The organism is Psychrobacter sanguinis, from assembly GCF_020736705.1.
GTDB lineage: Bacteria > Pseudomonadota > Gammaproteobacteria > Pseudomonadales > Moraxellaceae > Psychrobacter > Psychrobacter sanguinis.
This window is the reverse complement of record NZ_CP085990.1, coordinates 595,980-614,447: the sequence shown is the minus strand read 5'-3', so window position 1 is coordinate 614,447 and position 18,468 is coordinate 595,980. Positions and strand designations below refer to the sequence as shown.

15 protein-coding genes are annotated in these 18,468 nt (G+C 41.8%); 9 read left to right on the top strand and 6 right to left on the bottom strand.

Annotated features, from left to right (window positions below; translation table 11 throughout):
- Positions 1–40: 40 nt before the first annotated feature.
- From LK453_RS02615 to LK453_RS02600, 4 genes are all read right to left on the bottom strand, one after another.
- Positions 41–2,239, bottom strand: coding sequence for an ATP-dependent helicase (locus tag LK453_RS02615; protein ID WP_201538350.1), 2,199 nt, complete (start codon positions 2,237–2,239; stop codon positions 41–43).
- A gap of 212 nt (positions 2,240–2,451) precedes the next feature.
- Positions 2,452–3,501 (bottom strand): alpha/beta fold hydrolase, encoded by a 1,050-nt coding sequence (locus LK453_RS02610; RefSeq protein WP_201542025.1) that lies wholly within the window; start codon positions 3,499–3,501, stop codon positions 2,452–2,454.
- 158 nt (positions 3,502–3,659) lie between these two features.
- Positions 3,660–4,778 (bottom strand): bifunctional 3,4-dihydroxy-2-butanone-4-phosphate synthase/GTP cyclohydrolase II, encoded by a 1,119-nt coding sequence (gene ribBA / locus LK453_RS02605; RefSeq protein WP_201538346.1) that lies wholly within the window; start codon positions 4,776–4,778, stop codon positions 3,660–3,662.
- A gap of 320 nt (positions 4,779–5,098) precedes the next feature.
- Positions 5,099–6,415, bottom strand: a complete 1,317-nt coding sequence (locus LK453_RS02600; RefSeq protein WP_201538344.1) for a replication-associated recombination protein A — start codon at positions 6,413–6,415, stop codon at positions 5,099–5,101.
- A gap of 440 nt (positions 6,416–6,855) precedes the next feature.
- Between LK453_RS02600 and LK453_RS02595 the strand changes: the two genes are divergently transcribed.
- Both LK453_RS02595 and LK453_RS02590 read left to right on the top strand, forming a co-directional pair.
- Positions 6,856–7,167: a transposase gene (locus LK453_RS02595; protein WP_201542024.1), complete on the top strand. Its 312-nt coding sequence runs from the start codon at positions 6,856–6,858 to the stop codon at positions 7,165–7,167.
- A complete protein-coding gene (locus LK453_RS02590; RefSeq protein WP_201538359.1) occupies positions 7,167–8,045 on the top strand; it encodes an IS3 family transposase in 879 nt (292 codons plus the stop codon). The genes LK453_RS02595 and LK453_RS02590 overlap by 1 nt, the downstream gene beginning before the upstream one ends.
- Before the next feature lie 7 nt (positions 8,046–8,052).
- On the opposite strand, the gene LK453_RS02585 is transcribed toward LK453_RS02590, so the two are convergent.
- The gene (locus LK453_RS02585; RefSeq protein ID WP_227945182.1) at positions 8,053–8,580 is read right to left on the bottom strand and encodes a transposase domain-containing protein; all 528 of its coding nucleotides are present in this window, start codon (positions 8,578–8,580) and stop codon (positions 8,053–8,055) included.
- A 171-nt stretch (positions 8,581–8,751) separates the two neighbouring features.
- On the opposite strand from LK453_RS02585, the gene LK453_RS02580 reads away from it, so the two are divergent.
- The 3 genes from LK453_RS02580 to LK453_RS02570 are packed head-to-tail and all read left to right on the top strand — an operon-like array spanning position 8,752 to position 11,453.
- Entirely contained in the window at positions 8,752–9,858 is a 1,107-nt protein-coding gene (locus LK453_RS02580; RefSeq protein ID WP_201541891.1) for an RNA-guided endonuclease InsQ/TnpB family protein, read from the top strand.
- A gap of 30 nt (positions 9,859–9,888) precedes the next feature.
- Positions 9,889–10,461 (top strand): hypothetical protein, encoded by a 573-nt coding sequence (locus LK453_RS02575; protein ID WP_201538420.1) that lies wholly within the window; start codon positions 9,889–9,891, stop codon positions 10,459–10,461.
- On the top strand, positions 10,458–11,453 hold the full coding sequence (locus LK453_RS02570) for a hypothetical protein (RefSeq protein ID WP_201541893.1): 996 nt from the start codon (positions 10,458–10,460) through the stop codon (positions 11,451–11,453). Before LK453_RS02575 ends, LK453_RS02570 begins: the two co-directional genes overlap by 4 nt.
- Positions 11,454–11,631: 178 nt before the next feature.
- Here LK453_RS02570 and gltA read toward each other — a convergent pair whose 3' ends face one another.
- Entirely contained in the window at positions 11,632–12,912 is a 1,281-nt protein-coding gene (gltA, locus tag LK453_RS02565; protein ID WP_201529036.1) for a citrate synthase, read from the bottom strand.
- Between the two features lie 1,635 nt (positions 12,913–14,547).
- Here gltA and sdhC point away from each other — a divergent pair.
- The 4 genes from sdhC to LK453_RS02545 all read left to right on the top strand — a co-directional run bounded on the left by sdhC (position 14,548) and on the right by LK453_RS02545 (position 18,221).
- On the top strand, positions 14,548–14,925 hold the full coding sequence (gene sdhC / locus LK453_RS02560) for a succinate dehydrogenase, cytochrome b556 subunit (RefSeq protein ID WP_201538414.1): 378 nt from the start codon (positions 14,548–14,550) through the stop codon (positions 14,923–14,925).
- 17 nt (positions 14,926–14,942) lie between these two features.
- Positions 14,943–15,296 carry a succinate dehydrogenase, hydrophobic membrane anchor protein gene (gene sdhD, locus LK453_RS02555; protein ID WP_201541919.1) on the top strand — a complete coding sequence of 118 codons (354 nt, stop codon included), beginning with the start codon at positions 14,943–14,945 and terminating at the stop codon, positions 15,294–15,296.
- A gap of 216 nt (positions 15,297–15,512) precedes the next feature.
- Complete coding sequence (gene sdhA, locus LK453_RS02550) at positions 15,513–17,363, top strand: succinate dehydrogenase flavoprotein subunit (RefSeq protein WP_201541895.1); 1,851 nt, start codon at positions 15,513–15,515, stop codon at positions 17,361–17,363.
- A 147-nt stretch (positions 17,364–17,510) separates the two neighbouring features.
- Positions 17,511–18,221 carry a succinate dehydrogenase iron-sulfur subunit gene (locus tag LK453_RS02545; RefSeq protein WP_007394420.1) on the top strand — a complete coding sequence of 237 codons (711 nt, stop codon included), beginning with the start codon at positions 17,511–17,513 and terminating at the stop codon, positions 18,219–18,221.
- Positions 18,222–18,468: the final 247 nt, after the last annotated feature.

Here is an 18,468-nt window from a genome sequence, read left to right as displayed (position 1 = left end):
ACAACCTGTTGCCAAGCCTTTCAACAAACATATTAAAAAACTACCACCAATCAGGCTCATTAGACTTGGGTTTATGACGGCTCATCTTTAGACTGGTGGTAAAGTCTACTTGGATAGTGTCTTTAGATACTTCACTAATAAAACGAGAGACCTTATCAAAGTAACCAGCAAAACTTGAAAAATAATCAGGAGCAGTTAGATATAAATGAGTTTTAGCACGGCTACAGGCAACATAAAATAGCTTACGCTCTTCTTCTAGTTCTTCAAATTCGGCTACAGAGCGGTGATGAGGCATCAGTCCATCAACCAACGCATTGACAAATACTACCGGCCATTCGAGACCCTTAGCACTGTGAATGGTAGATATGGTCACCGCATCTTTGTCTTTTTGCTCTGGCTGAGTTAAGGTCGCAACTGAGTCATTAGGCGGGTCTAAAGCTAAATTCTCCAAAAAGTTGTCTAAGCTGCTGTGCTCTTGGGCTAAGTTCTTAAGCACTCGGAAGTCTTCAGACCGTTCGCGCCAATTATCCTCAACCGTCTTTAACACTGGCAGATAAAATTCAATCAAAATATCTAAAGTATCGGCAACAGCGGTTTGTTGACCGGCTTTGATTAATACTTCATATAGCTCAATAAGCTGTTCTTTATTTTTGTTAAGCTTAGGGTCAAGTAAAGGCTCAAAAGAATCGTTACTGCTGTTAATCGCTTGGGTAATCCTAGTGGCAGTTACTTCACCCACGCCTTTAAATAAAGTAAGGATACGGTGCCATGCAATAGAATCATTAGGGTTATATAATATTTTAACCAAAGCCAAAATATCTTTGATATGACGTTTTTCAATAAACTTAATACCGCCAACCACAATGAAAGGAATATTACGTTCCATAAATTCCAATTGGATTCGGTTAGATTGGAAGGAGGTACGGCTAAGTACCGCAAAGTCATTGTAATCTAAGTCGGGTTTAAGGTCGATTATTCTATTGGCAATATATTTGGCTTCTTCTGCTTCATTACTACGACGCGATAATACTGGCTTATTACCAGCTATGGGTAGGTCTGAAAACAGTCTCTTTTGATAACCCAAAGTGATTTGCTCCGACAAAGCGTTGACATAGTCAAGTATCGCTGGCGTGCTGCGGTAGTTTTGTTCTAATTTAATAAGCTTGGCATCAGGGTAGCTGTTACCAAATAACAAAATGTTTTCATAGTTGGCACCGCGAAAAGCATAAATACTTTGATTGTCATCTCCCACCACCATTAACGACACATTATCAGGCTCGCAAATATAATCAATCAGTTGCTTTTGGGGGACGTTGGTGTCTTGATACTCATCGACCATTACATGACGATAGGTGTCTTGAATCAGCCTTCTAAACTGTAGGTTGTTTCTTAAGTGACTGACTACTTGGCTGATAATATCATCAAAGTCATACAGGTGATTGGCACGTTTATAGCGATGATACTCTTCTGCCAATTGCTCAATGGCTGGTATGTGAATGGTTAAGTCTGGATAATCATTTTCAATCAAATCCTTTAGCAGGATACGGCGGTTACGGGACGTAGAGATCAGGTTCTGTAGTGTCTTCTTGCGAGGGAAGGCCTGTTTCATGTTTTTGCGCACAAAACCTTTCTCTTTACAGATTAAATCTATCGCATCTTCACTGTCACTGGTGTCCAAAATCGTGAATCTAGGGTTAATGCCCAGCAAACCTGAATAGCGGCGCAATAGCATGTTGCAAAACGAGTGGAAAGTACCGCTAGTAATGGCGTTAAGATTCAAACCTCTTAGATTGGCTGAGGCACTGTTATCAGCGACGTTTTCTGCCAACAGTGCTTTTACCCGACCCTTAATCTCATCGGCGGCTTTACGGGTAAACGTTAGTAATAGAATGCTACTTGGAGAAGCACCGCTTTCAATTAAATAACTGGTGCGATAGGTCAGGGTCTTGGTCTTGCCAGAGCCGGCACCAGCAATAACCAACACCTTGCCTTTGATAGTGGTGGCTGCTAGAAGTTGACTTTGATTTAACTCGCCCGCGTAATCGACTGAACTTTGTTCAAGAATAGGATTATTATTAAAGTTATGGTCAGTATTAGCGTCTTTTGCTACTGAATGAGGGGTAAGTAGGTTGGCTTCAAGTCGAGCAATAGACTGACGCAATTTTGCAATTTTTATCCGAGTGTCATCATCCAACATTGGATAATTATAAGCTTGGGTGTCATATAGGCTATCGGTCATAAGGGTCAGTCAGGCTCTATTGAATAGGTTTAAAATGGCGCAAAAAGGTCGAACGGAATTAACAATATTAAAATTAACGCCGTTAAACCCATTATAAACTAACTATAAACAATAATCGCCCTGCTTAAAAGACAACATTGTTAGCCTATCTTTCAAACCTATTTATTAGACACAGAAGGCGACATTCAAAGACCGCAATTAAAAGAACCGCATTAACTGGCCAATAGAAACTGTTTAAGTGCACGGGAGAATTGTAGTGGCGCATCTAAAGGAATCGCATGACCTGATTTGGCAATTTCAATAATATTTGCGTGGGGCAAACCTTCGGCTACTTTATGCTGCCATTTGGGGTCATAAAGCTGGGACTGACCACCAATCAACATGGTTAGTGGAGATTGAATAGAGCTTAGCGCCTGCCGATAATCATAAGGTAATTCTAAGTAGGCCTGTAAACCGCGCAGTTTCTGTTGCCAAGTCGGATGTTGATAACGGTCGAGCACACGTGCGGGTTTATAACCACTGCTATTGATTAGCCACCGAGAAGGCAAACGCTGTACTGACATTAAAGAGAAAGCAGTCTCTAACTCGACAATCTGTTTTTTAACCTTCAAAGGTAACTGAGCAAATTCAAGGGTTTGTCGTTCTTCTAAACCCGGCTGCTCTAAATCTTGTTTCGGTAAATAAGGTAGGGTTGCCTGTAATACGTGATGAAAATGATTAAACACTTCAGTTTGCTTTTCACCGAAGACACCACCGCGCCAATCCGATTGGTTCTGCACAGTGGGCGACTGATCAATATTTAAATAACGACCTATTTTTGAATGCTGCGGCGAATCGGCATAGCGGTTAAAATGAGCCCAAGCCACCAATGCACCCATCGATATGCCTGCTACATCAACAGATGCCACTTGATGGGTGTCGCAAATATGAGTCAATAACTGATCCACATCTTTAGCATACTGTTCAATAAAGTCAAACTCAGAAGTAGGATTGTCTGCAGCTAAGCCGAAACCCCGAAAGTGGGGCAGATAAAAACAAAACCGACCCGCTAAAAGCAATACAAAAGGCAAAAATTGGCGGGCATCCATACCAAACGCATGAAGCATTAATACCGGCTGGGCTTCAGGATTACCAACCACGGTGACAGGAATAGCCATGCCATCGTAGCTTATAACCTGTTGCAATCGAGGAGTATAAGATTGCAGCAGATCTGATGCTTTGATTGAGAGGTTAGTTGGCTTAAGCTTTAACGATTTAATCATTGCTGTACATATCCAGAATTAGCCCATCCCGAATTAAAAATTTTATCTAGCTGCTTTTGATTAGGCTGGCCTTTTATCAAGCCAGCCTTCTAGTCAACTAACCAGTCTCTTAGACAACTAAATAATGAACTAAGTAATAAACTAAATTGGATCGAGAATTAACGATTTGGGGCGTCAGGTGAATCAACACACTCCACCACATTTAAATCAAAACCTGATAAGGCATTAAATTTAAGCGGCGTCGATAATAAACGCATATCACGCACGCCTAAATGACGTAAAATCTGAGCGCCAACACCAATGCTACGGTAAGGCTGATTAGATAGGGTAGAAATAGATTGATTGTTGCTGGCACGCTCAAGCGCTTCGCCCAAATCTACAGGTTGATTGCTACCAATCCATACCAGTACGCCACGCTCAGATTCGCTAATTTCTTTTAAAGAGCTTTGCACACTCCAGCCACTACGGCCAGTTTCATCACGTTTGGCGGAAAATAAGTCACGTAATGGATGGAAACCATGAACGCGTACGGTACTTACGCCTTCGCTTAGATCGCCCTTCACCAAAGCAACATGAGTTTCAGAAGCGCCATACTCTTTGAACTGATACAGGGTAAACGTACCAAAGTCGGTTTCAAAAGGACGTTTGCTCACTTCATTCACAGTCTGCTCATTGGCAATACGGTAATTGATTAAATCAGCGATGGTACCAATCTTTAAGTCATGTTCAGCGGCAAACTTTTCTAAATCATCACGGCGGGCCATGGTGCCATCAGGATTAATAATTTCAACGATGACGGCAGCAGGCTCAAGACCGGCTAGACGCGCCAAGTCACAACCGGCTTCAGTGTGACCAGCACGATGCAAGACGCCACCTTTTTGCGCCATAATCGGGAAGATATGGCCAGGCTGCACGATATCTTCCGCTTTGGCCGTGGCCGATACCGCCGCTTGAACGGTGCGGGCACGGTCGGCTGCAGAGATACCAGTGGTTACGCCTTCAGCCGCTTCGATAGATACCGTAAAGTTGGTACTAAATTTGGCTTCGTTACGGTCACTCATTAACGGTAATTCAAGACGACGGCAACGCTCCTCAGTCAAGGTTAAGCATACCAAACCGCGGGCGTGAGTAATCATAAAGTTGATGGCTTCGCTATTGACATGCGTGGCCGCCATAATTAGGTCACCCTCATTCTCGCGGTCTTCATCATCCATCAAGATGACCATTTTACCGGCGCGGATGTCTTCAATGATGTCTTTAATATTATCTAATGCCATGGGAATTTTTCTCTTATATATTCAATAGCTTTCGTTAAATAACGAAAGTTAAAAGCTGGTTTGTTGATTCAAGTTTTTTTGATTTAAATGTGGGTGTTCACTGCCAATCATGCAGGACTGCTGACCATTGTAACCCTAACTGAGACTGAGTGCCATTAACTGCACTCAATCGTTGATATTGAAAAATCGTGATTAACCGGTAATAAGCTAACAATTAGTCAATATAGTTAAGGTCGACGTTATGGCTAGGTAACTTAAATTTAAAGGTTATTAACTACCAATCTATTTAAGTCCAGCTTCTTTAAGTCTTTTAGTAACAGCTACTTAGATGGTGTGGACTGTGACTGTAACCACTGCATAAATTTCAGACTGTGCTGTTCGCGTTGGTTGTCAGCATAATAATAAAACTGTGTGCCCACCAAATTATCCGGCAGATACTGTTGAGGCTGATAATGATTGGGGTAGTCATGGGGATAAACATAACCCTCACCATAGCCTTGTGATTGCATTAGCTTGGTCACCCCATTGCGTAAATGGTAGGGCACAGGCGACTGGTCTTTTTGAGCCAGTTGCATCGCTTTATTGATTGCCAAATAGGTACTGTTACTTTTGGCTGAAGTAGCCAAATAGACCACCACTTGACCCAAAATAATACGGGCTTCTGGCATGCCAATCATTTTTACAGACCGCAAGGCAGCATCGGCCAACAACAAAGCATTAGGATTGGCATTACCGATGTCCTCGCTGGCCAAAATAACCAAGCGACGGGCGATAAACTCTGGCGGTTCGCCGGCGACTAACATACGTGCCATCCAATATAGAGCAGCATCGGGGTCAGAGCCACGTACTGATTTTATCATCGCCGAGATAATGTCGTAATGTTGATCACCGCCTTTGTCATAGCGCTGTAGTGCCGTTTGCGCCACACTGGACAGTAAGGCATCATTAATAACAATGGGCTGTTGGCTATGATCCGAGGCCTGTACGGCTAGCTCTAATAAATTCAGAGATTTGCGAGCATCACCTTGGGCAAGTTTGGCAATCTGTGGTGTTGCTTCCAGTCTAATATCTAGCTTTGATAAAAACTCATCTTCGCTAATAGCACGCTGTAGCAGCTGCTCAATCTGCTCTTCAGTTAAGGGCTCTAAACGATAGACCTGACAACGAGACAGTAGAGCATTATTAACACTAAACGAAGGGTTTTCAGTAGTGGCACCGATTAGGGTAATTTCGCCAGACTCGACTGCACCTAGCAAAGCATCTTGTTGGGCTTTATTAAAACGATGAATCTCATCGATAAAGACCACAGGTGCGGCAAATTCCAATCCTCCTTGTCCAGGTTTACTCCCTGCATCTAAGACTTCACGCAGTTGCTTTACCCCGGTATTAATCGCTGATAAAGGATAAAAAGGACGCCCTACCGCATCGGCTAGTAGCATGGCAATAGTAGTCTTACCAATACCCGCTTCACCGTGCAAAATAAGGGACGGCAGATGACCATGATCAACAAAGCGGCGGATAGGAGCGCTAGGAGATAAGAGATGAGTCTGCCCAATCACCTCTTCTAAAGTTTTGGGTCTCATGCGCTGGGCTAATGGGGTGTCAGAGTAGGGAAGGTTGCTGCTGTTATTGGCCATAATGAAGGACAACTGCCTTATATAAAAATGAGAAAATTTTAATATCGGTAAGAGGGATATTGTTAATATCATCGATTGTGAATCGCTTACTAATAACTCTTTAGTAGCTTCTTAATAATTTGTCGATAATGGATTAACGAGTTATTAAAGTTATTAATAAGCGATATTAAGCCTTTGATTACAGCTCAAAAGTGGTCAAATTGCAAGTTGAGCGCCTGTAACCTTTTATGTTTTTTGTAATTTATGCATAAGTAGGTAGTGTTGTAATGTACACCCATGTTGCTTGCCCTTGTAGCTGATGACGGGTGCACTCATTATGCTTTTATAATTCATTTAAGCTGTCTTTCTAGTCCTATTATTTTAGCCCTGCTATTCTGTAGTGGCATAATAAAATTGGACAGCAGCTAAGAGGTTATACTAACTCAAAGAAGGAAAATAGTATGACCAACAAACGCAATCAATATACCCGAGAATTTAAATTAGAAGCGATTAGCTTAGTTGTTGATCACAACCGCACCATACCTGACGTGGCCAATTCCTTAGGGATAGGTAAATCTACCTTGCAGAAATGGCTGAGTCAATACCGTCAAGAAATCAGTGGCGAAGCACCTAAAGCCGGCAACGCTTTAACGGATGAACAGCGCGAGCTTCAAGAGCTGCGTAAGCAGGTTAAGCGGCTGACTATGGAGCGCGACATTCTAAAAAAGGCTTCTGCTCTGCTGGCCTTGGACCGCCTGAACGGCTATCGTTAATAAGACAGCTTGCAGAGCAAGACAAACAGGTCAGTAAAAGCCTTCTGTGCAAGCTGTTTGGCGTGATGAAGAGCAGTTACTACTATGGACTAAAGCCTAAGCCCATCAGCCTTGAAACCGTCAAAACTAAAGCATTAGTCCGCCAAATATTTAACGACTCAAAGCGCTCAGCAGGCGCTCGCAGCATTGCCGCTATACTAATGAATGAACACGGCATCAAGCTGACCCGCTATATAGCAGGTAAACTCATGGCGCAGATGGGGCTTAAAAGCTGTCAATTGAAAACGCATAAATATAAGCATGCTGATGAAGAACACAAAGCTCATGACAATATACTGAACCGTAATTTTAGCCCATCAGCGCCCAATCATGTCTGGACAGGTGATGTCACATATATTCGTATCAAAGGCGGCTGGTGCTACCTAGCTATCGTTTTAGATTTATATGCTCGTCGTATTGTTGGCTTTGCTGTATCAGATTCGCCTGACAGTATGCTGACAACCAAAGCGCTGCAGATGGCGTATCAGTCGCGCTTAAAGCCAAGTGGGGTGTTGTTTCACTCTGATCAAGGCACCCATTACACTAGCAAGAAGTTTGCTGAATCCGTGGCAAGTTGTAATGGCATGAAGCAGAGCATGAGCCGAAAAGGTAACTGTTGGGACAACGCGCCAACTGAAAGGTTCTTCAGGAGCTTTAAAACAGAATGGATGCCAAAGGGCGGTTATGAGAATATTGCTGAAGCTCGGACTGCCATTATTGATTATATTTGGGGCTATTATCAGTCAGTGAGACCACACCGTTTTAATGACTATTTAACACCGTTAGAAAAAGAGAAACGCTACTTTAACAAAAACCTCTTATCAGGTGTCCTAAATTAGTTGACCACTATACCTCATGCGTGTCAGTATTGATCAGACATACCGAACGCATTTGGGGATAGGGCGCCTCTTTAGTTCTGCCTTTGCTTGAGCTAAAGTGCTGAAGGTTCTCATCAGTGGATGGGAGTGAGTATACGACACCGTCTACAGCTTGGACGCTAAGTCCCATGAAGTCTTGCTGCTGGGCTCGTGATTCTGTTTGGTAGTGAGCACTTAGTTGATGAAATAGCTGCTTTAGAGGCTCATGCCCGAGGCGTTGTCTTGCTTGTACCACAGCGCTGGGTACGCAGGCCTGTGAGTCTATATTAAGCCGCATTTGCTCTGTGATATACCAGATGGAACGGTTTCGATATAAAGCTGTGCCGATGACTATCCAAACAACGTGTTCGGCAGGTAGCTTACGTCTTCTAATGCTCGCTTTGCCCGTATATTCTAAAGCCTGCTGTATCCAGTCAGGATCTATTAATTCACTAAATTGTTCTAGGGTGTCTGGAATCCTTTTATGCGTCTCATTAATAGCGTCTTGTAGTCTCATAGTAAAATAGCCCATCTACTTATTAGATGGGCTATTTTATTACTTTTAGGGAGTTTTTGCCTTAACTGACTGGCATTACCCACTTCAGGGGGTGGATATAAGGCGACATACACTGTCGTAAGAAGTCGTTAAAGGGTTGTAAGTCAAAATTAACCTCGCCATACTAAGCATATGAAAACACTCAAACTACGCATCAAAGACAAGCACATAAAAGAGCTGAACAAGCTAAGCAGTTCAGTAAACTTCGTGTGGAACTATGTCAATGCGTTAAGTTTTGAGCATCTAAAACGTACCGGTAAGTTTTTTAGTGCTTATGATCTAAATGAGTACACCAAAGGTAGCGGTGAGTATTTAGGATTACACAGTCAGACGTTACAGGCTATCAATGAGACTCACGCTAAATCACGTAAACAATTTAAAAAAGCCAAACTTAACTGGCGTACCAATCGTGTGGATGCCAAACGTAAATCATTGGGATGGATACCTTTTAAGAAATCTGCTATCAAGTATTTGCAAACAAGGCAGACAGGTAAGAAGGCACTTAGATCAACCATACAGCTATCCCTAACTAAAGGTCAAAAGCTCATCATCGATGTATTCGATAGCTACAATTTGTCTTTGTATCAAATTAACACGCTTGAGATAGTACAAGACAGTCGTAATCGTTGGTATGCGTGTATTACCGTTAAAGACTTTCCTAAGCAAGTAAGTGGTAAGGGCAGCGTTGGAATTGATTTGGGCTTAAAAGAGTCTGCTACTACCTCAATGGGTGATAAACTTACTATTAAGCAGACTCAAAAATGGGCGAATAAATTAGCAGTAGCCCAGCGTGCTAAGAATAAAAATCGTGTCAAAGCAATCCACGCCAAAATAAAAAATACAAGGTTAGACTTAATTCATAAGTTCACCACCCAATTAGTTAAGGATAATGCTTTAATTGTGGTTGGTGATGTTAAATCACGCTCATTTACAACTAAAAAAACCAACCTAGCTAAATCGACATACGATGCAGGATGGTTTGAACTTAAACGACAACTGGAATATAAATGCAAGTATGCAGGTTGTCAGCTTGAGATAGTAAATGAAAGTTACACTACCCAGACCTGCTCGTGCTGCCTTGAAATAAGTGACAGTAGTCCGAGAGGTAGAGCAGATCTTGGAATAAGAGGATGGAGGTGTGCTGAGTGTGGCACATGGCATGATAGAGATATCAATGCCGCTAAGAACATCCTTGCGGTCGGGCTTGGCCGTCTAGCGGTAGGAATCCCCTCGGTTTAGCGAGGGGAGGAGGTCAATAGAGTGATAACCATGCGATCGAAACTCAAACAACTTAAACAAATCAATCAACTTAAGCGGCATTGGCAAAAATTGCCTAAAGCAACGGCCTATGTCAGTACTAAGGTAAACATAAAAACTGGGCCACAAAAGAGTAGGGCATTAAACGAAGCGGAGATTAAGATGGCACATTCGGTGTTTGGTCCGGATTTTGATGTCAGTCAAGTCCGTCTCAAAACAGCGTGGTGGGTACTAAAAAACTATGCGGTGAGTCCTAATGGTAATATTTACTTTAACCCTGAAGATTGGACAGAGGATTTTAGTAAAGCCCCATTGGGCAGAAAAAGCTGGCTGATTCATGAGCTGACTCATGTTTGGCAGTTGCAACAAGGCTTAAAGGTGGTGCGTGGCGCAGTGATGAACCGACGCTATGACTATACCTTAGCAGATGGTAAGTCTTTCTTCGCCTATGGTATTGAACAACAGGCACGTATGGTACAAGACTATTTTGTGCGCCGTGAGCAGGGTAAAGATTGTGGCGCTTGGCAAGCTTGCATTCCTTTTCTGCAGTCTAATAAGCAGTCGAATGAGGAGCACAAAGCATGATTGAGAGTAATAAAAATTCTGTGACATCTAACCAGGTCATTACTAAAAAGCCAGCGCCTGTCAAATCATTATTAACTTTTGGACTAGTGGCGGCGATTGGTTTATCGGGCTGCCAGCCGGACACAGAAGACGGCAATAAAGCACAAAATTCCACGCAAGAAGTGGCAAACGGTAATGCCGTTTCGATGAGCCAAGAGGCCAAAACACAAGTCGCTAATTTTGAGACTGAGTTTGTGAACCGTATGCTTGATTTGCAACAAAGCCAATTGGCTGAGTATGAAGCATTACAAGCAGCAGATAGTCCGGATGATAGCCCAATAAATACCGATAATGCAGCTAATAAGTCAGCAGCGACCGATGTCGTAGAGAGTCAAACTGCTGCGGATAAAACGCCCAACTCGCCACTTATAAGTAGAACGCCAGGTGAGGCAGCAGTTAAAGCCACAACTGAAGCGACGAGTAAAACAACGAATCAGCCCATAAATGAAGCAGTAGATGCTAACAAAGCGCCTTCTATCGACTCAGGTAAAAAGGGGACTGACACTGAGGAAGTAACGTTGCAAGAGTTGCCATTGATTAAACTGGCGATAGCACCTCCTCAAGAGTTGAGCGCTAAAGAAATTGGTCTCCGCTATAATGAGGCTATGCAGTCGTTGTATCTTGAAGATGACACACCGATATCAGCACAAGATATTGATACCTTGTTAAGTGTCGCTACTTTAACGCCTCAAGTGTTTAACAATGCAGAGTTGGCTGAACGTCTGGTGATAAAAAGCCCTGCTCTAGCCAGAATGCTTAAGCAGTATCAAATATGGGAGCAGATTGAAAGACAGCAGAGTGCCGAACTTGAAGCACTAAAACAGTCTCAAATCGAAGAGCAACAAAAGCAAGTGGCTGAGTTTGATAGGTTGGCAACAGAGTTCAATGAAAAAATTGAAGACTATGACAAGCAAATTGAGCAGTATCAACAAAAGCTGAAACAGTTTAAGTAAGCGCTAAGTTGATAAGGTTTAAGCTTAATAAGCGTATTAAACAAAAGAGACCCGTAAAAAAAGAGGATAAAAAAAGCCCCCGATATATCGGGGGCTTCTTTTTGAGAAAGGCTAAGATTAACAAACTGCTTAGGTTAGTCTTAGCTAATCCTCGAACTAGCTAAATAAACAATAAAGCTTATTTGCGGTCTTCAAGTTTTACGAAGTCACGCTTGGTTTCGCCAGTGTATAACTGACGTGGACGACCAATCTTGAATGGTGCTGAATGCATTTCTAACAAGTGGCTAATCCAACCTGAAGTACGGGCTAAAGCGAAGATAACGGTGAACATTTCAGTTGGGATACCAATCGCTTTAAGGATGATACCTGAGTAGAAGTCAACGTTTGGATATAGGTTACGTTTTACGAAGTACTCGTCTTCTAGAGCGATTTTCTCAAGCTTCATTGCAAGCTCAAGCTTAGGATCATTGATACCTAAAGCACCTAAAACTTCGTCACAAGTTTCCTTCATTACTTTCGCACGTGGATCGAAGTTTTTGTAAACGCGGTGACCAAAGCCCATTAGCTTCACTTCTTTGCGTTTAACTTTTTCCATGAACTCGTCAACGTTTTCTACAGTGCCGATTTCATCTAACATTTTTAGAACCGCTTCGTTAGCACCACCGTGTGATGGTCCCCAAAGCGCTACGATACCAGCAGCGATACAAGCATATGGGTTAGCACCAGTAGATGCGGTCAAACGAACAGTAGAAGTAGAAGCGTTTTGCTCGTGGTCAGCGTGTAAAGTAAAGATCTTGTCCATTGCTTTAGCAATGATTGGATCTACTTTGTAGTTTACATCTGCTGGCGTTGCGAACATCATGTATAAGAAGTTTTCCGCGTAATTAAAATCATTACGTGGGTACATGAATGGTTCGCCCTTGGTGTACTTGTAGCTCATCGCAGCGATGGTTGGCATTTTTGAGATTAAGCGGATAGCAGTGATATCGCGCTGTTTCTCATCAGTAACATCAAGATGGTCATGATAGAAGGCAGACAATGCACCTACCACACCTACCATGATAGCCATTGGGTGAGCATCACGGCGGAAACCTTCGAAGAATTTACGTAATTGGTCATGAACACCAGTATGCTCTCTTACTTTTTTGTAAAACTCTTCTTTTTGTTCAGCATTTGGCAAGTCACCATGTAATAACGCATAGCAAACTTCTAGATATTCAGCATTATCAGCTAACTGGTCGATAGGATAGCCGCGGTGTAACAATTCGCCTTTGTCACCATCAATAAAGGTGATGGCTGATTCTACTGGCGCAGTTACTTTGTAGCCTGGATCGTAAGTCCAATAGCCGGCTTCTTGGAAAGCAGCAATGTCAATTACTGACGGACCAAGCGTACCTTCAATAATTGGTAATTCATATTCCTTTCCATCTACCTTTAGATATGCATTTTCGTTAGCCATAAAATCCTCTTAATTATTGGAATAAACAGTAAGTTTGGGGTCGATAACAAAAATAAAAAAAAGGCCGTCAGGTTTAACTCAAACCAAGACCTACTCGGCCTCTAATTTAAAAAAGTTATCGGGGTATGACACTAAATATAAACGAGCTATTTAAGCGACTCAAAGGTTACTCCTAAAAGGGGTAGCTTTCCATGGCTTAAACAGCTTAAAACAACATTAAAAAATAATTTTTAACTCGCTTTATCTATTATGAAATTGATCTGTATAGCCTAACTGTTGATGAGACAACTGTTTGTCAGTTGGTCTAAGACTTTCTAGCCGACTTAAAACCAGTTAACTTAGAAACAATACGGTAATGTGGGTTTTTCCTAGCAAGAACGACTGAATAAGGTCATGATTGCTGGTCTATGTCATCAACAAAATTGCTTTAGTTATAATGATATATTAACAATATCAGACCAAATAAGGGAAAGGTATTAGCACATACCGATTATAGGCTATCAGTAAATATGTAGAATTGAAAAAACATTTATAACGCAAAATTGCCCCATTAGTCAATGGACGAGCACTAAATTAATGCTTTTCAAGTGTCTAAAATTTAATCAGTTTTTTTGAAACTATTGAATGATGATTAAGCCCTAGACAGTCTGGATTCTTATCAAATTAGCAGAATAAGCGTTATCTAATATCGGGGGAGAGTAATAGTGTGTACGTACTCTGCCCTTATCTAAAATTTTAAAAGATAGGCGAGGCTGTTTCAGGATAGAGTACGTTGATACAGAGGAATAAACCTTGTTAATGCCTTTTATAGAGCCAGATAGTTGGTAATATTTAGTTACGTTTTAGTAAGGGTAAACTTTAGTAGGGTCAAATTAGAGTAGCTATTAGGATTTAACTGAACCTATTAATAGACAACTGTCAATAATTAGCGAGGGTTATGACAGGTTTGAGCGGTAACTTGTTAATGAATAATTAGACACTATGAAGTGTTTAACTATGATTCAAGCTCTGTATATTATCTACCTATTATATAACCTTTCTTTAACTGTGGTTGACATGGCTTAACAACAGGCTTAATTTAAGCAGTTAATTAGAAATAAAATGACTAGAAAAGCTAATTTGGTATTTTATTTGTAATTGATAGCAACAAACTCTATAATTACTGCGTTATAGATGCTGGCTTACCATTTATTTAATTAATTGTGAGCTTAGAAATCAGGATGGATTCATCCATAAATTTATAATGGGTATCAAGGGCATAGGTGCTTATTAGTATTAATTATAAATTTTCGAACGTATTTCTTTGCAACAACAGTAGATTAATTTAGGAACAGTCGCCAACGCCCTTAAACTGGCGTAAGCTTTAGCATCGAATCTATATGCTCTAATTCTTATTTATATTTAACAAATATATTTAGAGTGCTGTAGCTTTACAGTACGGCTAGGTATGAATTTAGCCAGTTAGCAACTCCTTAACTTATCCGTCTCGTGTACGTTTTAGACTTCACAACTCAGGTAATGTAGAAAATAGCCGACTGCAATTTAAGTTAGCATTCCCCCTACAAATATTACTATCAAAAGTTGCTCAGTCTTTAAGGCGTAACCACGAGTGTCAACCGCAAAAGGACGCCCGCTGTGAAAAGCAACCGACCGATTAATCTGCCACTTAGCCAAGTGATAAGCGTTAACAGTTCACCGACGGCCAGAGCTTCGATTTTACATCGTATTTCAGGAATTATTCTTTTCATCTTAATTCCAGTGATGCTGTGGCTTTTGCAAACTTCTTTATCTTCTCCTCAAAATTTTGATGCTGTTTTTGACAACATGGTACTGCGCTTTATTGCGTGGATCTTTGTTGCTGCCACTGCTTACCATTTTGTAATGGGTATCAAACATTTATTTGCCGATATGGGCTTCAATGAAGAACTACAGTCTGGTAGAACAGCGTCAATTGTGAGCCTTGTTATTGCCGCTATATTGATAGTACTGTCATTTATATGGGTGATGTTCTAATGAGAAATGATTCTGGAATTAAAAGTGCGACAGGCCTAACTGGCTCAGGCTCGCGCGACTGGGTAATGCAGCGTATTAGTGCTGTGGTATTAGCCGTATATGCTGTTGTGATGGTAAGCTTCTTCTTATTCAATGGCCATATTGGTTATGACCAGTGGGTAACGTTTATCATGAGTATGCCAATGCGTTTATTAAGCTTATTGGCGATTGTTGCCTTGGCAGTACACGCATGGGTAGGGATGTGGACGGTATTTACCGACTATGTTAAATCTACCGGCTTACGCATCGTACTACAGGCTGCTATGATTATCGCAATTTTGGTATACCTATTCTGGGGCGTCATGATTTTTTGGGGCCGCGGTATCATGTAATTAACCAGTTTGCTCCGTCTTTTCTAATGTGAGTTGATTGCTTTGAAACATAAAGCGTTATAAATCGAATAGAAAGACTTAGCATAGGTTAATCGAGGTACTAAACAACTTTAGATTAAAGTGAGCCTGTCTGGTAATGTGAGGCTATAGTGTCATGACAATATAGCGCCCATCGCCAGCTGATATGACGACTAACGTATTCATTAGGAAAACGTAATGGCAACTAGACAAGACAATACAATTAGCAATATTAAAACCCTAAATTACGACTCTGTTATCGTTGGCGGTGGCGGCTCAGGCATGCGTGCAGCACTGCAATTAGCAGAAGGCGGCATGAAAGTAGCTGTCATTACCAAAGTATTCCCAACCCGTTCGCACACTGTTGCAGCGCAAGGTGGTATTGGGGCAAGCCTTGGTAACATGAGTGATGATAACTGGCACTTCCATTTCTATGACACCGTAAAAGGGTCTGACTGGTTGGGTGACCAAGACGCTATCGAATTTATGTGCCGTGAAGCGCCAAAAGTAGTTTATGAGCTTGAGCACATGGGTATGCCTTTTGACCGTAACGCAGATGGCACTATTTATCAGCGCCCATTCGGTGGTCATACCTCAAACTATGGTGAAAAAGCGGTACAACGTGCTTGTGCAGCAGCTGACCGTACCGGTCACGCTCTATTACACACGCTATATCAAAAGAACCTCGAAGCGGGTACTGAATTCTTCATCGAATGGATCGCTTTAGATCTTATCAAAGATGAAGACGGCAATATCAACGGTGTGGTCGCTATTGAGCAAGAGACAGGTACTGTGGCCGTATTCCAAGCCACTAATACTGTTTTAGCAACTGGTGGTGCTGGCCGTATTTTCGCTGCTTCAACTAACGCTTACATTAATACTGGTGATGGCCTAGGTATGGCAGTACGTGCGGGTATTCCATTACAAGATATGGAATTCTGGCAGTTCCACCCAACCGGTGTGTTCGGTGCTGGTGTACTCTTAACCGAAGGTTGTCGTGGTGAAGGTGCTATCTTACGTAATAAAGATGGCGAAGCTTTCATGGAACGTTATGCCCCAACGGTTAAAGATTTAGCACCACGTGACTTAGTATCACGTTCAATGGACCAAGAGATCAAAGAAGGCCGTGGTTGTGGTCCAAATGCGGATCATATCGTAATGGACATGACTCACTTAGGTGTGGATACCATTATGAAGCGTCTGCCTTCAGTATTTGAGATTGGTAAAAACTTTGCCAACGTTGATATTACTAAGCAGCCTATTCCAGTTATCCCAACCATTCACTATATGATGGGCGGTATCCCAACCACAATTAATGGTCAGGTTATTGTTCCAGATTTAGAAGGTAATGTAGACGAACACGGCCTATACACAGAAGGTAAGATCGTTAAAGGTCTATATGCCATTGGTGAGTGTGCTTGTGTGAGTGTTCACGGTGCTAACCGTTTAGGAACTAACTCATTACTTGACTTAGTTGTGTTTGGTCGTGCCGCTGGTAAACACATCATTGATGATTACCATCATGCTGACCATGCGTACAAGCCAATCGATCCTCGTGTACTTGATTACACTGTTGGTCGCTTGAACAAGCTTCAGCAGTCAACTTCAGGTTACAATGCCCAAGAAGTGGCTGACGAAATCCGCGCAACCATGCAAAAGCACGCCAGTGTATTCCGTACTCAAGCATTGATGGACGAAGGGGTTGAGAAGTTATTGGCCCTTCAAGAAAAAGTGGACAACATCCACTTAGCGGATAAATCTCAAGTATTTAATACGGCGCGTATTGAAGCTTTAGAAGTGGCTAACCTTTATGAAGTGGCTAAAGCTACTATGCTTTCAGCTTCTAAGCGTAAAGAATGTCGTGGTGCTCATACCGTACTTGATTATGAGCGTCCAGAAGATGATGCTGTTGCACCAAACGGTCGTAACGACAACGAATGGATGAAGCATACTATTTGGTATTCTGAAGGCAACAAGATTGTTTATAAGCCTGTTCGCAAAGTACCGCTTACTGTTGATTACGTTGAACCAAAAGTACGCGTTTACTAATACTGATTCAGTAAAAGCGTTGACTGATTGTAGTCAAGCTTGTTTAACGTGACTTATTTGACTTTAATTTTTTGAATTAGTAAAGCTGTTGGACGCTCCCAAGCTGGGAAACGCAAAAACAGCTTTACGCCGTGTGGAGTTAGCACTATGAGCCGAGGTACTCGCACCATTGAGATATACCGCTACGATCCTGATAAGGACGCAGCACCTTACATGCAAACTTATACGATCGAGCTTTTAGATTCTGATCGTATGTTGCTTGACGTTTTACTACGTTTGAAAAAACAAGATGAAAGCATCACTTTTAGACGCTCTTGCCGTGAAGGTATTTGTGGCTCTGATGGTGTTAACATCAATGGTAAAAACGGCTTGGCATGTTTGATTAACATGAACACTTTACCAGAGAAAATCACAGTACGTCCTCTACCAGGTCTGCCTGTGGTACGTGATTTGGTTGTGGACATGAACCAATTCTATGAGCAGTATGAGAAAGTACATCCTTACTTAATCAATGACCAACCAGCGCCTCCTACGGAGCGTTTACAGTCTCCTGAAGATCGTGAGAAGTTAAATGGTCTATATGAGTGTATTTTATGTGCTTGCTGTTCAACCAGCTGCCCATCATTCTGGTGGAATCCTGATAAGTTCCTAGGCCCATCTGCCTTACTTAACGCTTATCGTTTTGTTGCAGACAGCCGTGATAGTGATACTCAAGCGCGTTTGGCACGTATGGATGATCCATTCAGTCTATTCCGTTGCCGCGGTATTATGAACTGTGTGGCGGTATGTCCTAAGGGTCTAAACCCAACACGTGCTATCGGTCATCTACGTAACTTGTTACTAGAACAAGCCGGTTAGAATGGTTTAGTTACGGTAGCCATTAATAATATTGATTTTAATAACAGGTATCACTATAGCTTAGCAATACTTTACGTGAATACCACAGACCTCTATTTGTTGATAGGGGTCTTTTTTTGTTAAAATTAGCACTGTCAGAATGATGAACATTTAGTTTCTAAATAGTTGGTATTAAACAAACAAAACCAGTCATTTTGGGTTACATGTTACCCTTATATTCAGTGTGCAACTGTATTCTTAATTCATT